At 72.5% G+C, this 13232-nt stretch carries 15 protein-coding genes; 9 read left to right on the top strand and 6 right to left on the bottom strand.

All coding sequences use genetic code 11. The annotated features are described in order from the left end of the window. Position 1 precedes the first annotated feature (1 nt). From flgL to ACY3FI_RS07510, 3 genes are read left to right on the top strand one after another with little or no spacing between them, the layout of a single operon-like run. On the top strand, positions 2 to 883 hold the full coding sequence (flgL, locus tag ACY3FI_RS07520; RefSeq protein ID WP_462550164.1) for a flagellar hook-associated protein FlgL: 882 nt from the start codon (positions 2 to 4) through the stop codon (positions 881 to 883). After that, positions 880 to 1254 carry a flagellar assembly protein FliW gene (fliW, locus tag ACY3FI_RS07515; protein WP_462550163.1) on the top strand — a complete coding sequence of 125 codons (375 nt, stop codon included), beginning with the start codon at positions 880 to 882 and terminating at the stop codon, positions 1252 to 1254. Before flgL ends, fliW begins: the two co-directional genes overlap by 4 nt. Before the next feature lie 59 nt (positions 1255 to 1313). Beyond that, positions 1314 to 1484: a hypothetical protein gene (locus tag ACY3FI_RS07510; protein ID WP_462550162.1), complete on the top strand. Its 171-nt coding sequence runs from the start codon at positions 1314 to 1316 to the stop codon at positions 1482 to 1484. Positions 1485 to 1491: 7 nt separating this feature from the next. Here ACY3FI_RS07510 and ACY3FI_RS07505 read toward each other — a convergent pair whose 3' ends face one another. Then, on the bottom strand, positions 1492 to 2166 hold the full coding sequence (locus tag ACY3FI_RS07505; RefSeq protein ID WP_462550161.1) for a hypothetical protein: 675 nt from the start codon (positions 2164 to 2166) through the stop codon (positions 1492 to 1494). A 39-nt stretch (positions 2167 to 2205) separates the two neighbouring features. Here ACY3FI_RS07505 and ACY3FI_RS07500 point away from each other — a divergent pair, with 39 nt between their 5' ends. After that, on the top strand, positions 2206 to 3150 hold the full coding sequence (locus ACY3FI_RS07500) for a hypothetical protein (RefSeq protein WP_462550160.1): 945 nt from the start codon (positions 2206 to 2208) through the stop codon (positions 3148 to 3150). 159 nt (positions 3151 to 3309) lie between these two features. On the opposite strand, the gene ACY3FI_RS07495 is transcribed toward ACY3FI_RS07500, so the two are convergent. Both ACY3FI_RS07495 and ACY3FI_RS07490 read right to left on the bottom strand, forming a co-directional pair. Next, entirely contained in the window at positions 3310 to 4278 is a 969-nt protein-coding gene (locus tag ACY3FI_RS07495) for a beta-ketoacyl-ACP synthase 3 (RefSeq protein ID WP_462550159.1), read from the bottom strand. An 81-nt stretch (positions 4279 to 4359) separates the two neighbouring features. Continuing rightward, positions 4360 to 4758, bottom strand: a complete 399-nt coding sequence (locus ACY3FI_RS07490) for a ChaB family protein (protein WP_462550158.1) — start codon at positions 4756 to 4758, stop codon at positions 4360 to 4362. 109 nt (positions 4759 to 4867) lie between these two features. On the opposite strand from ACY3FI_RS07490, the gene ACY3FI_RS07485 reads away from it, so the two are divergent. Then, positions 4868 to 5839 carry an aldo/keto reductase gene (locus ACY3FI_RS07485; RefSeq protein ID WP_462550157.1) on the top strand — a complete coding sequence of 324 codons (972 nt, stop codon included), beginning with the start codon at positions 4868 to 4870 and terminating at the stop codon, positions 5837 to 5839. Positions 5840 to 6036: 197 nt separating this feature from the next. Here the strand turns inward: ACY3FI_RS07485 and ACY3FI_RS07480 are convergent, their stop codons facing one another. Both ACY3FI_RS07480 and zapE read right to left on the bottom strand, forming a co-directional pair. After that, positions 6037 to 7311: an ammonium transporter gene (locus ACY3FI_RS07480; RefSeq protein ID WP_462550156.1), complete on the bottom strand. Its 1275-nt coding sequence runs from the start codon at positions 7309 to 7311 to the stop codon at positions 6037 to 6039. A 189-nt stretch (positions 7312 to 7500) separates the two neighbouring features. Then, on the bottom strand, positions 7501 to 8514 hold the full coding sequence (gene zapE / locus ACY3FI_RS07475) for a cell division protein ZapE (protein ID WP_462550325.1): 1014 nt from the start codon (positions 8512 to 8514) through the stop codon (positions 7501 to 7503). A gap of 122 nt (positions 8515 to 8636) precedes the next feature. Between zapE and ACY3FI_RS07470 the strand changes: the two genes are divergently transcribed. Next, the gene (locus ACY3FI_RS07470; protein WP_462550155.1) at positions 8637 to 9548 is read left to right on the top strand and encodes a sulfurtransferase; all 912 of its coding nucleotides are present in this window, start codon (positions 8637 to 8639) and stop codon (positions 9546 to 9548) included. Continuing rightward, on the top strand, positions 9545 to 9997 hold the full coding sequence (locus ACY3FI_RS07465; protein WP_462550154.1) for a SufE family protein: 453 nt from the start codon (positions 9545 to 9547) through the stop codon (positions 9995 to 9997). The genes ACY3FI_RS07470 and ACY3FI_RS07465 overlap by 4 nt, the downstream gene beginning before the upstream one ends. A 72-nt stretch (positions 9998 to 10069) precedes the next feature. Here the strand turns inward: ACY3FI_RS07465 and ACY3FI_RS07460 are convergent, their stop codons facing one another. Beyond that, on the bottom strand, positions 10070 to 11293 hold the full coding sequence (locus ACY3FI_RS07460; RefSeq protein ID WP_462550153.1) for an alpha/beta hydrolase family protein: 1224 nt from the start codon (positions 11291 to 11293) through the stop codon (positions 10070 to 10072). Between the two features lie 23 nt (positions 11294 to 11316). On the opposite strand from ACY3FI_RS07460, the gene ACY3FI_RS07455 reads away from it, so the two are divergent. Together ACY3FI_RS07455 and ACY3FI_RS07450 are read left to right on the top strand one after the other, a co-directional pair. Continuing rightward, entirely contained in the window at positions 11317 to 11901 is a 585-nt protein-coding gene (locus ACY3FI_RS07455; RefSeq protein WP_462550152.1) for a DUF3000 family protein, read from the top strand. Continuing rightward, positions 11894 to 13129 (top strand): HRDC domain-containing protein, encoded by a 1236-nt coding sequence (locus ACY3FI_RS07450; RefSeq protein WP_462550151.1) that lies wholly within the window; start codon positions 11894 to 11896, stop codon positions 13127 to 13129. The genes ACY3FI_RS07455 and ACY3FI_RS07450 overlap by 8 nt, the downstream gene beginning before the upstream one ends. Positions 13130 to 13232 lie beyond the last annotated feature (103 nt).

Genomic DNA, 13232 nt, shown 5'->3' with positions numbered 1-13232 from the left:
CGTGATCACCCGTGTGACCACCCAGATGTCGATGGCGGCCGCCTCGGCCCGGCTGCAGGCCGGGGCCGCGAAGGTCGCCCAGCTCACCGAGCAGGCGACGTCGCTCACCGCGATCCAGCGCCCGTCGGACGACCCGGTCGGGACCGCGTCGAGCATGCAGGTCCGCAAGGAGCAGGCCGCGACCGCGCAGTACACCCGCAACGCGGACGACGCCGTCGGCTGGCTCGCTCAGACCGACAGCGCGCTGTCGAGCGTCTACTCGGTGCTGAACAGCGTGCGTGACCTCACCGTGCAGGCCGCGAACTCCGGCACCATGAGCGACACTGACCGCGACGCCTTCGTCACGCAGTTCCAGGCGCTGAAGACCGACCTCGAAGCCCGCGCGAACACCACCTACGGCACGCGCTCGGTCTTCGCGGGATCCTCGACCGCCTCGGCCGCCCACGACCCGGCCACCGGGTGGGCGGCCGCCGGCACCGCCGTCACGCGACGGATCGGCGACGGCGAGACCCTCCGCGTCGACACCGCGGGGACCCAGGTCTTCGGCTCCGGCGCGACGTCGGTGTTCGGCATGATCGACAGCATCGTCAGCGACCTGCAGAACGGGACGAACGTGAACCCCCGCATCAACGACGTGGACGCGGCGCTCAGCACCGTCCGGGGCGCGCAAGCGGACGTCGGCGTCCGCCACGCTGCCGCCCTCGCCGCCCAGAACTCGCTGAAGAGCGCCACCGTCTCGCTCGAGAACCGGCGCTCCGGCATCGAGGACAAGGACCTCGCGCAGGCCGTGCTCGACCTCCAGGTGCAGCAGACCTCGTACCAGGCAGCCCTCGCCGTCACCGCGAAGGTCCTGCAGCCGACCCTGATGGACTACCTCCGATGAGCATCGACCTGACCTTCGCCCTCCCGCCGTTCGGCCTCGCCCCGGCCCCCGTCTTCACGCTGACGCCCGTCGACGGCGCGACCGGCCTGTTCACGCTCGTCGGCGGCGACGCCCGGCTGTTCGTGCTCGACGCCGCCGTGCACCTGCCGTCGTACGCGCCCGAGCTCACCGACGAGCAGGCCGCTGCGCTCGGCCTCGTGTCCGCCGCGGACGCGATGCTGCTCGTCGTCGCGAACCCCGGGGACGCGGGCACGACCGTGAACCTGCTCGCGCCGATCGTCGTGAACGCCCGCACGGGCGCGGGGGCGCAGCTCATCCTCGAGGACCAGGACCTGCCGCTGCGCGCCGAGCTCGCCGCCGCCGGCCGCTAGCCAGAGCGCGGGCGGCCCGCCCGGCGGGTCCGGTCGCGCTGGCGTCCGAGGACCCGACGATGCTCGACGGGCTGACCACCGCCGAGGCGCACTGGCGCGAGGAGCAGCGGGAGGACTTCGTCCGCTCCTTCCCCGAGGTCCGGACCGTGGTCCGGTTGACGTGGGCGGACCTCGTGGACCTCGATCGGCTCCGCGCGGAGCTCGTCCGAGCGGGGGTGCCGTGCCGATGAACGCGGGTCAGGTCTGCGGCGCGTCCGGGTGGTGCGCGCGCTGCCGCTCCGGCGCCGAGACTTCCGTCCGCGCCACGAGGACCTCGCCGACCCCGAGCCGGACACCGTGCACGCGGCCGGCGCCCTTGACGACCGCGCCCCGTCGGTCCGGGTCGGGCTCGCCGTGGCCACCGCCCGCCGCGAGCACGACGTCGCGGACCGTGACGGTCCCGAGCACCTGCGCGCCGGCGCCGATCACCGCCGGGCCCTCGACCGAGCAGCCGCCCGACAACCGCGCGTCGTCGCCGAGCGTGACCGGCGCACCCGTGGCGAGGACGGTCACCGGGCCCGGTCCGACCTCGGTGCGGCCGATCGTGACCGCCGCCTCCGTCGCGACGACGGTGACGGCGCCGGGTCCGAGCGTCGCGTCCCTCCCGACCTCGACGTGTCCGGCGACCGCGACGACCGTCACCGCGCCGGGCCCCAGTCGTGCTCCGGCACGCACGGTGATCGTCCCACCGTCGCGCGTCTCGAGCGTGGTGCCGGGGAACAGCACCGCCCCCGCCTCGATCGTCACGCCGTCGCCGAGCAGGACTGACGTCGGATCGAACACCAGGACCTCGGGCAGCAGGCCTGCCACCTCGTCGACCGTCCGGAAACCGGCCGATCGTCGGGCGTCGTCCAGTGCGCGTGCGGGATGCATCCAGCAAGGCTCCCATGCGCCGGGCGTAGGTTCTCCGGCATGGCCCGACAGCAGAAGGAGCAGGCGATCGTGCCGCTGCCGACCGCCCCCACCACCGTGCGACTCGACGGAGCGGACCTGAAGACGCCGGAGAAGTCCCCTGGGTGGGTGAAGATGCTGGACCGGGTCATCGCGGTCCAACGTCCGGTCGTCGTCGCCCACGTCAAGTCGCTCCGACGCCGACACCCGAAGGCCTCCCCGGCCGAGATCATCCAGATCCTCGAGCGCCAGTACCTCACCGCAGTCACGACAGGCGGTGCAGCCGTCGGCGCGAGTGCGGTCATCCCCGGCGTCGGCATGGCTGCGGCCCTCGGGCTCAGCGGTGCCGAGACGGTGGGCTTCCTCGAGACCACGGCGCTGTTCGCGCAGTCCGTGACCGAGGTGCACGGCATCGCCCTCGACGACCCGGAGCGCGCTCGGACGCTCGTGATGGCGATGATCTTGGGTACCCCGGGCACCCAGCTCATCAACCAGCTCGCCGGGCAGTTCGCCGGCGGACAGGTCCGGTCGGCGTTCTGGGGCGAGATGGTGACGTCCTCGCTGCCGAAGCAGGTCGTCAGCGGCCTCGGCGGCCAGGTCCGCGACCAGTTCATCAAGCGCTTCGCCGCACGGCAGGGCACGACGATCATGGGCCGGGCCCTGCCGTTCGGCATCGGTGCCGCGGTCGGTGGCCTCGGGAATCACGCCCTCGGGCGGAAGGTCATCCAGGCGTCCCGGACCGGGTTCGGGCTGCCGCCGACGCACTTCCCGCTCGTGCTCGAGCCGGTGAAGAGCTCCCGCGGGAGCCGGTCGAAGCGGACGAAGCAGTCGGATCGGGTGACCGCTCCGGCGAAGCGCGGCGCCCTGCCGTGGGGGCGGAAGTCCGATCGCGACGAGGACCTCTGGAGCGACACCCCGCCGCACGACCCGGATGCGGGCACGGACGGGCCGGGCCGCCTGGCCTGACCCACGCGGGGGGCCTCGCGCTGCGACGGCCGTCCGCGCTCCAGCAGTCCGCCACGCCGACGGCCTGAGCACTGTCCACGGGCCCACACCGCGCCCACGACCCGCGGAACGACACCGTGCCCACGACCCACGGAACGACGCACCCCGCGGACCCGCGGATCACCGTGCCCGCACCGGCGTCGTCACCACCTGCCCCGCGTGCGCGAACCCGCCGCCGAACCCGAACAGCAGCGCCGGCACCCCCTCGGGCAACTCGCCCCGGTGCCACGCCTTCGACAACCCGAGCGGCACACTCGCGGCCGATGTGTTCCCCGATTCGACGACGTCGCGGATGACGACCTTCTCCTCGCCGCCGAGCGCCGTCACGAGCGGCTCGATGATGCGCAGGTTCGCCTGGTGGAACGCGAAGACCTGGATCTCGTCGAGCGACAGTCCCGCGGCCTCGACGACCGCTCGCGCGTGGTCCGCCGCTTCGGTGATCGCCCACCGGTAGATCGACCGTCCCTGCTGCGTGAAGGTCTCCGGGTCGTGGGTGACCAGGACCGCCTCCTGCAGGTGCGGCACGCTCCCCCACGACACCGGACCGATCTCGGTCGTGTCGGACGCGCCGACGACGGCGGCACCGGCTCCGTCGCCGACGAGCACGCAGGTCGACCGGTCGGTCCAGTCGGCGATGCCCGAGAGCACCTCCGAGCCGATCACGAGCGCCTTGTCAGCGGCGCCGGTCCGGACGGACTGGTCGGCGAGGGCCATCGCGTACTCGAACCCGCTGCACGCGGTGTTGATGTCGATGGGTGCCGTGCCGGGTCCGAGGCCGAGCGCAGCGACGACGCGTCCGGCGCTGTGCGGCGCGCGTTCGACGTGCGTGGTGGACGCGACGATGACCAGGCCGATCTCGGAGGGGTCGACGCCGGCGTCGGCGATGGCGTTCCGTCCGGCCTCGACGGCCATGGACACGACGGAGTCCTCGGGGCCGGCGATGCGGCGCGTCTGGATGCCGGTGCGGGTGCGGATCCACTCGTCGTCGGTGTCGACCATCGTCGACAGCTCGTCGTTCGTCAGGATGCGTTCGGGTTGGTGGTGGCCGAACCCGAGGATCCGGCTGCCACGCAGTGCTGGGGTCTTCACGGACGGCACGCTACTCCTGGACGTGGACGACACATGCCGCCCACGGCATCGGCGACGGCCACGGCCACGGCCACCCTTCGGCTACGAGGACTTCCGCGCCGCCGCGGTCGCCCGGTCGTTGGCCTTCTGGATCGCCTCGACGAGTTCGTCCTTCGTCATCGTCGACCGGCCGTGCACGTCGAGCCGCCGCGCGACCTCGAGCAGGTGCTCCTTCGTGGCGTTCGCATCGACCCCACCCTCGGTCTTCCCCGACCCACGAGACCCCGCGGCGCCGGAGTCGGACGGTCCGGAGGACTCCTTCTCCTCCCAGTGGTCCCCGACCTTCTCGTACTCGTGCTTGACCGCCGCGAACGCCGTCCGGTGCGCCCGTTCCCCGGGCCCGTACGTCTCGTTCGCCGAGTCGAGCGCCGCCGCGTACACGTCCTGCGCGTGCTGCGGCGACCGCTGCAGCGTGCTCGGGATCTCGTCCTTCGCGGGCATGAGGCATTCCTTCCGTCGGGGGTTCGTCGTCGGACCCGTTCTACGCCAGCACCATGACCGGTACCCGCAGGGCCTGGTTCGCACACCCCCTCCCGCGTAGACCGGTCCCATGGACTACACACATCTCGGACGGACAGGGCTGTCGGTGTCGCGAGCGGTGCTCGGCACCATGAACTTCGGACCGGAGACCAGCGAGGACGACTCGCACGCGATCATGGACCGGGCCCACGAGCTCGGCGTGAACTTCTTCGACACCGCGAACGGCTACGGCGGTTCGGTGGGCAAGGGCGCCACCGAGGAGATCATCGGCCGCTGGTTCGCGCAGGGCGGCGGGCGGCGCGAGAAGACGGTCCTCGCGACGAAGGTCTACGGCGAGATGATCGACTGGCCGAACGGCGGCAAGCTCAGCGCGCTGAACATCCGGCAGTCGCTCGACGCCAGCCTCCGTCGTCTGCAGACGGACCACATCGACCTGTACCAGTTCCACCACATCGACCGCGCGACCCCGTGGGACGAGATCTGGCAGGCGATCGACGTCGCCGTGCAGCAGGGCAAGGTGCTCTACGTCGGCTCGTCGAACTTCGCCGGCTGGCACATCGCCCAGGCGCAGGAGGCCGCTGCGCGCCGGAACACGCTCGGCCTGGTCAGCGAGCAGTCGATCTACAACCTGGTGGTGCGCGACGTCGAGCGCGAGGTCCTGCCCGCCGCCCGCGAGTACGGCCTTGGCGTCATCCCGTGGTCGCCGTTGCAGGGTGGGCTGCTCGGCGGCGTGATCGAGAAGACCGAGAACGGCTCCCGCCGCCTCTCCGGTCGGAGCGCCGAGTACGTCGAGGACCACCGCGACCAGCTCACCGCCTACGAGTCGTTCGCGAAGGAGCTCGGCCACACCCCGGGCGAGCTCGCCCTCGCATGGCTGCTGCACCAGCCCGGCGTCACCGCGCCGATCACCGGTCCCCGCACGATGGAGCAGTGGGAGTCCGCGGTGGGCGCGGTCGACATCCGCCTCGACGACACGGCGCTGGCGCGCCTCGACGAGATCTTCCCGGGGCACCAGACCTCCCCCGAGGACTACGCCTGGTGAGCTGAGCCGTCGGCGCACCACGCGCCGCAGGCGCGAGCACGGCCGGGAGGCGCGGTGCCGGTCGGACCCGCACCGCGCCTCCCGTGCACCGCCAGGTCCACGACACGTGGCCGGGTCCGGTGCACCGGACCCATGACGACGACGACGGGCCCCGCGCTGTCTGCGCGGGGCCCGTCGTCGAGCGGTGCTGCCGAAGGCTAGCGGACCGAGACCGGGGTCTTGTCCGACTCCTCGTAGAGGACGTAGCCCTCTTCACCGTGGACCGCGGTGTCGATGCCGGCGACCTCGTCCTCGGTCTTCACGCGGAAGCCGATGGTCTTCTCGATGGCGAAGCCGATCACGAGTGCGAGGACGAACGAGTACGCGCCGACCGCGCCGGCGGCTGCGGCCTGCTTGCCGAGCTGCACGAGCGATCCGGAGTAGATCAGGCCGGTGGTGTTGGCGAAGATGCCCAGGTAGAGCGTGCCGAAGATGCCGCCGACCAGGTGGACGCCCACGACGTCGAGCGAGTCGTCGAAGCCGAGACGGTACTTCCAGTCGATCGCGAAGCAGCAGACGATGCCGGCGAGGAAGCCGAGCAGGATGCCCCAGCCCGGGGTCAGGTTCGCGCACGCCGGGGTGATCGCGACGAGGCCGGCGACGGCGCCCGAGGCGGCACCGACGGAGGTGGCCTTGCCGTCCTTGATCTTCTCGATGAGCAGCCAGCCGAGGACCGCCGCTGCCGGGGCGGCGAGGGTGTTCACCCAGGCGAGGGCGGCGGTGCTGTTCGCGGCACCGGCCGAACCGGCGTTGAAGCCGAACCAGCCGAACCAGAGGATCGCGGCACCGAGCAGGACGAAGGGCGGGTTGTGCGGCTTGTGCGCGCCCTTGGCGAAGCCGACGCGCTTGCCGAGCACCAGGGCGAGCGCGAGGCCCGCGGCACCGGCGTTGATGTGCACCGCGGTGCCACCGGCGAAGTCGATGACGCCCCAGGTGGCGGCCCAGCCCGAGGTGAGGTTGAAGACCCACGAGGCGACCGGGAAGTAGACGACGGTGACCCAGACGCCGGCGAAGATCATCCACGCGCCGAACTTCGCACGGTCGGCGATCGCGCCGGAGATCAGGGCGACCGTGATGATGGCGAACGTGGCCTGGAACCCGACGAACGCGAGGTCCGGGTAGGTCGCGGCGAGCTTCGTCGCCTGCGACTGCTCGAACGCCTGGCCGAGACCGATCTGGTTCCAGTCGATGCTGAAGAAGCCCACGATGCCGGATACCGCGGTGTGGTCGCCGGTGTTCGCGAAGGCGATCGCGTAGCCGTAGAGCACCCAGAGGACGCCGACGAGCGCGATCGCGCCGAACGACATCATCATCATGCTGATGACGGACTTCGCCTTGACGAGTCCGCCGTAGAAGAAGGCAAGGCCGGGTGTCATGAACAACACCAGTGCAGCCATGATCATGATGAAGCCGGTTTGGCCCTGATCGAGCATCTGTTCACCTCTCGCGAATGCTGTGCGGCTCTCGGTCCGCCTCGGGTGTTCAGAGTCTGGCGAGGCGACGTTTCACGGCGGAGCACGCCGTGTTTCGCGGGTGTAACGAGACGGCGCCGTGTGTGAACGTCGTGTTACCGCGGGCCGGGCACGGCCCGGATGCTGCGTCGCGATGCGCGACGCGCGCCGTCAGGCGCGGCTGAGTGCGACCACGCGCGATGCGGCGCGCAGGTACTTCTTGCGGTAGCCGCCGTCGAGCATCGTCTGCGGGTAGACCTGGTCGAGCGGCGTGCCCGAGGCGACGATCCGCACCTGGGCGTCGTACAGCCGGTCGACGAGCGCCACCCAGCGCAGCGCGTCGGTCTGGTCGGAGAAGGCCTGCACGTCGGTGAGGCCGACCGCGTCGAGCCCCTCGACGAGCGCGACGTACTTCGACGGGTGCACCGACGCGAGGTGCCCGACGACCGCCCGGAAGTCGTCGAGCGTCGTCTCCCCCGCGGGGAGGGCTGCCGGCACGTCGTCGACGGTACGGGCGTGCTCGTCGACGGCACGGCGTCGGTAGTCGAGCCCGTCGATCCGCATCGTGTCGAAGCGGTCCGACATCGCCTGGATCTCCCGCAGGAAGTCCTGCGCGGCGAACCGACCCTCGCCGAGAGCGCCGGGCGGCGTGTTCGACGTCGCGGCGAACCGGGTGCCGGACTCGGCCAGCTCCTTGATGAGGCGGGTCATCACCATGGTGTCGCCCGGGTCGTCCAGCTCGAACTCGTCGATGCAGACGAGCGACGTGCCGCGGAGCAGCTCGACGGTGCCCTGGAAGCCGAGCGCGCCGACGAGGGCGGTGTACTCGATGAACGTGCCGAAGGTCTTGCGCGAGGGCTCCGCGTGGTAGGCCGCCGCGAGCAGGTGGGTCTTGCCGACGCCGAACCCGCCGTCGAGGTACACGCCCGAGCGGGCCGCCTGCACGGGTTCGCGACGTCGCCCGAACAGCCCGCGTCTCGCCGGCTCGGGGCGCGTGGCGACGAACGCCTCCACCGCGTCGCGGACGCCGGCCTGCGACGGGTACTCCGGGTCCGGCCGGTAGCTGGCGAAGGACGCGTCGGCGAACTGCGGCGGCGGCACGAGCGCAGCGGCCATCTGCGCCGGGGTCACCTGCGGGTCGCGGTCGACGAGGTGTGCAGGCAAGTGGGGCCCTCCGGGAAGCATGTCGTGCGGTGTCACGTTGCAGCTGGCGGTCGGTACGCAGCGCGTACCGTTGCTCGCGGGCACCGAGGACCGATCCTATGCCTCGCCCGCCCCGCTCGTCCCGCACCCTGGAGGTACCCCCGATGACCGCACCGGTCGACCCGTCCGACAAGTTCGCCGCCTACGCCCACCCCGAGCGTCTGGTGACGACCGAGTGGCTCCAGGAGCAGCTCGACGCCGGGGCCGGATCGCCGGACCTCGTCGTGGTCGAGTCCGACGAGGACGTCCTGCTCTACGAGACGGGGCACGTCCCCGGCGCGGTGAAGATCGACTGGCACACCGACCTCAACGACCCGGTGCAGCGCGACTACATCGACGGCGAGGCCTTCGCTGCGCTCGTCGGCGGCAAGGGCATCGGCCGCGACACGACCGTCGTGATCTACGGCGACAAGAACAACTGGTGGGCCGCGTACGCCCTCTGGGTCTTCACCCTGTTCGGCCACGAGGACGTCCGTCTGCTCGACGGCGGCCGGGCGAAGTGGATCGCCGAGGACCGTGCGCTGACGCGGGACCGCACCGAGGTCGCGGCCGTCGAGTACCCGGTCGTGGAGCGCCGCGACGAGCAGGTCCGCGCGTTCAAGGACGACGTGCTCGCGCACCTCGGCAAGCCCCTGATCGACGTCCGCAGCGCCCCGGAGTACTCGGGCGAGCGCACCACCGCGCCCGACTACCCGGAGGAGGGCGCGCTGCGCGCCGGCCACGTCCCCACCGCCGTGAACATCCCCTGGGCCACCGCGGCGGCACCGGATGGCACGTTCAGGAGCCGCGAGGAACTGGACGCCGTGTACCGCGACGGGGCCGGCATCGGCGACGCCGACGAGGTCATCGCGTACTGCCGCATCGGTGAGCGGTCGAGCCACACCTGGTTCGTCCTGCAGCACCTGCTCGGCTACGAGAACGTCCGCAACTACGACGGATCGTGGACCGAGTGGGGCAGCGCCGTCCGCGTGCCGATCGCCGTCGGCACCGAACCGGGTACCGTTCCTTCCCGATGACGGACGCACCGCTCCCCACCTCCCTCGCCGAGATCCGCGACGACTTCCTCGAGCTGAGCCAGCAGGACCGCCTGCAGCTCCTCCTCGAGTTCTCCGACGAGCTCCCCGCACTCCCCGAGCGGCTGCGGGGGCACGAGGACGAGCTCGAACGCGTCGAGGAGTGCCAGTCGCCCGTGTTCATCACGGTGACGGTCGGTGCCGACGGCGACGCGCCCGACGTGGTCCGGATGCACGCGACCGCACCGCGCGAGGCGCCCACGACGCGGGGCTTCGCGTCGATCCTGGCGCAGGGGCTCTCCGGCCTGACCGCGGAGCAGGTCCTCGCGGTCCCGGCCGACTACCCGCTGACGCTCGGCCTCGCCGAGGCGGTCAGCCCGCTGCGGATCCGCGGCATGGTCGGGATGCTCGGCCGGGTGCAGCGTCAGGTGCGCGCGGCCGTCGCGGTCTGAGCGCCACTCGCTCCACGGACTGGACGCGCGGTGCCAGCTGGCACCGCGCCTCCTGTACGAACCGCGGCGCGTCTACCGCGCGCTGGTCGCGTCGTGCCGCTGGACCACCTCGGTGAGCCACGCCAGGATGCGCGCGTCGAACCAGTCGGCGTCGTGGTTCCACAGCTTGGTGTGCCGGGCCGTGGTCTGCACCTCGAGGCGGACGATGTCGGGCCGGGCCGCCGCGAGGCGGTGCGACGCCGAGGACGGCACGAAGCCGTCGTCGTCGCTGTGCAGCACGAGGATCGGGACGTGCAGCTCGTCGGCGCGCGCGACCATGTCGAGCTCACGCAGGTCGACCGGCTGGCGGAGCCCGGTGAGCCGGTGCAGGACGGGCGTGCGGAGCAGGCGCTGGGCGACCTCCCGGACCGGCCGCGGCAGGCGGAGCAGCTGGCTCTGGGACTCGAGGACCGCCTGCCAGTCGACGACGGGCGACTCGAGCACCACGCCGTCGACGAGGTGCGCGAGGTGCGAGCGCACCAGGGTCTGCAACACGACCGCGCCGCCCATCGACCACCCCATCAGCACGACGCTCGAGGCACCCTCGCCGTCGAGCCAGCGGAGCACCGCGTCGACGTCCTCCCACTCGGTGCTGCCGAGGCCGTAGCGACCGTCAGCGCTGCGCGGGGCGACCCCGTCGTTCCGCCAGCTCGCGAGGACGACGGAGTAGCCCGCGGCGCGGAACACCGGGACGGCGCGGATCGTCTCGGCGCGCGTGACGCCGCGTCCGTGCACGAGCACCGCCCACGGCGCGGCGGGGTCGTCGGCGCGCACGACCCAGGCGGGCGCTGGGCCGTTCGGGGTCGGCACGTCGACGTCCTCGACCGGCACGTCGAGCTCCTGCGGGGTGAGGTAGAACCAGCCACCCCAACGACCGCGGCGGGCGGCGGTGGGGTCGCCGGCGTCGATCGCGATGATCCGGCGCGTGACGGTGGTGGCCGTCGTGCCGAGCACCTCGCCGACGCGCATGTGGCCGGTGCCGGCGCCGAACCAGAGGCTGTACCGCCCCTGGAGCTCGGTGTCGGCGGTGCGCTCCAGCGTGACGGTGCCGCTGACCGGGTCGACGGCGTGGATCGGGACACGCTCGGCGCGCTTGCGGTCGGGCGTGACCACGGCACGGGCGACGGCGGCGACGAAGCCCCCGACCACGGCGGTGGCCACGGCCGCCGTCGCGACGCCCGCCCCGAGGGCGACCAACCCGGCCGATCGTGCGGTCTCCTGGACGGCGTCCTCGGCGGGTCGCGCGGATCGGGACATGGTCCGGAGCCTAGTCTGCAAGCGTGTCCGAATCCCGTGAGCCCGACGCCTTCGAGCGCCTCCGCGCGTTCGTGTCGTCGGGCGGCACCCGCACCGAGACGACGATCACCGAGATCCCGTCCCCGTCGCGGATCGCACCGTTCTCGATGGCGCTCGCGGCCGACGTGTCGGGGGCCGCGCACGGCATCGACTCGGACCTCGGCACCGGCCGGTTCATCGCGCTGTACGACCCCTCCGAACCCGAGGGGTGGGGCGGAGCGTTCCGCATCGTGACGTTCGCGCAGGCGCCGCTCGAACCGGAGATCGGCGTCGACGAGTTCGTCGCCGACGTGACGTGGAGCTGGCTCGTCGACGCCCTCGCCGCGAACGGTGCGACGTACGACCGCGCCTCCGGGACGGCGACCAAGATCATCTCGCGGGGGTACGGCGACCTCGCGGCGCAGGGCGACGGGGCGCAGCTCGAGCTGCGCGCGTCGTGGACGCCGCGCGACGCCGACCTCACCGCGCACGTCGAGGCGTGGGAGGAGATCGTCGCGATGCTCGCGGGTCTGCCCCCGGCGTCGGACGGCGTGTCCCTGCTGGCCCCGAGGAGGCTCACCCGTGACTGACCCCGCATCCCCTGCCTTCGAGGAGTCGCACGGGACGGTCGACGTCATCGAGACGCGCGAGGAGTACCTCGACGCCGTCGCCGCGATCGCCGCCGGCCACGGTCCGGTCGCCGTCGACGCCGAGCGGGCCAGCGGCTACCGGTACTCGCAGCGGGCCTACCTCATCCAGGTCTTCCGCCGCGGCGCGGGCGCGTTCCTCTTCGACCCGATCGCCATCGGCGACTTCGCCGAACTGCAGGCCGCCATCGTCGACGAGGAGTGGCTCTTCCACGCTGCCTCGCAGGACCTGCCCTGCCTGCAGGAGGTCGGCCTCGTCCCGACCCGGATCTTCGACACCGAACTCGGCGCCCGGATCGCCGGCTTCCCGCGGGTCGGTCTCGGCGCTGTCGTCGAGCAGCTCCTCGGGATCACGCTCGCGAAGGCGCACTCCGCCGCCGACTGGTCGACGCGGCCGCTCCCCCAGTCGTGGCTCGTCTACGCCTCCCTCGACGTCGAGCTGCTCCCGGACCTGCGGGACGCCCTCGCCGCGCAGCTCGACGCCGCCGGCAAGGGCCGGATCGCCGCCGAGGAGTTCGCCGCCGTCCTCACCCGCGCGCCGAAGCCGCCGAAGGCCGAGCCCTGGCGCCGCCTCTCCGGCATGCACGCACTGCGCGGTGCCCGGGCCCTGGCGATCGCCCGCTCCCTGTGGCTGGCCCGCGACGCGTACGCCCGCGAGGTCGACGTCGCCCCGGGCCGCACGATCCCGGACTCCGCGATCGTCGCCGCGGCGGCCGCGAACCCGGCGTCGAAGGGCGAGCTCAGCGCGGTCAAGGCCTTCACCGGCCGCGCCAGCCGGTCCGAGCTCGACCGCTGGTGGGCCGCGGTCGAGGAGGGCCGGACGACCGACGACCTGCCGAAGCTCCGCGCGACCGGCGAGGCCACCCTGCCGCCGCCCCGCGCCTGGGCCGACCGCAACCCCGAGGCCGACCGCCGCTACAAGGCGGCCCGCGCCGCCGTGCTCACCCGCGCCGAGGAGCTCGACCTGCCCGTCGAGAACCTGCTCACCCCGGACACCCTGCGCGTGGTGTCGTGGGAGCCGCCGCAGCCGATCGCGACCGAGACCGTCGGTGCCGCGCTCGCCTCGCACGACGCGCGGCCGTGGCAGGTGGAGGAGACGGCGTCGATCATCGCGCACGCCTTTGTCGCTGCTGCACAGGAGCCTGCTGCCGAGAGCAACACCGGCTCGTAGGAACGCCCCAACGGGCATGCGACCGCACAGCGTCGGGGCATAGCGTCGACCCTGTACGCCGGGCTCGGCCCGGCCCGTCGGGGCGGAACGTGCCCCGACGCGA

The sequence above is a fragment of the Curtobacterium sp. RM9 genome (genome assembly GCF_054956955.1).
Note: the sequence above shows the minus strand (reverse complement) of the source record. Positions and strands in the feature narration are given on the sequence as shown.

Excerpts from the sequence above, each read along its gene's own strand:
- ACY3FI_RS07470 (WP_462550155.1), top strand. The coding sequence starts at position 8,637 with ATGACCGCACCGGTCGACCCGTCCGACAAGTTCGCCGCCTACGCCCAC.
- ACY3FI_RS07490 (WP_462550158.1), bottom strand. The coding sequence starts at position 4,758 with ATGCCCGCGAAGGACGAGATCCCGAGCACGCTGCAGCGGTCGCCGCAG.
- ACY3FI_RS07460 (WP_462550153.1), bottom strand. The coding sequence starts at position 11,293 with ATGTCCCGATCCGCGCGACCCGCCGAGGACGCCGTCCAGGAGACCGCA.
- zapE (WP_462550325.1), bottom strand. The coding sequence starts at position 8,514 with ATGCTTCCCGGAGGGCCCCACTTGCCTGCACACCTCGTCGACCGCGAC.
- ACY3FI_RS07510 (WP_462550162.1), top strand. The coding sequence starts at position 1,314 with ATGCTCGACGGGCTGACCACCGCCGAGGCGCACTGGCGCGAGGAGCAG.
- ACY3FI_RS07485 (WP_462550157.1), top strand. The coding sequence starts at position 4,868 with ATGGACTACACACATCTCGGACGGACAGGGCTGTCGGTGTCGCGAGCG.
- ACY3FI_RS07505 (WP_462550161.1), bottom strand. The coding sequence starts at position 2,166 with ATGCATCCCGCACGCGCACTGGACGACGCCCGACGATCGGCCGGTTTC.
- fliW (WP_462550163.1), top strand. The coding sequence starts at position 880 with ATGAGCATCGACCTGACCTTCGCCCTCCCGCCGTTCGGCCTCGCCCCG.
- ACY3FI_RS07500 (WP_462550160.1), top strand. The coding sequence starts at position 2,206 with ATGGCCCGACAGCAGAAGGAGCAGGCGATCGTGCCGCTGCCGACCGCC.
- ACY3FI_RS07480 (WP_462550156.1), bottom strand. The coding sequence starts at position 7,311 with ATGCTCGATCAGGGCCAAACCGGCTTCATCATGATCATGGCTGCACTG.
- ACY3FI_RS07465 (WP_462550154.1), top strand. The coding sequence starts at position 9,545 with ATGACGGACGCACCGCTCCCCACCTCCCTCGCCGAGATCCGCGACGAC.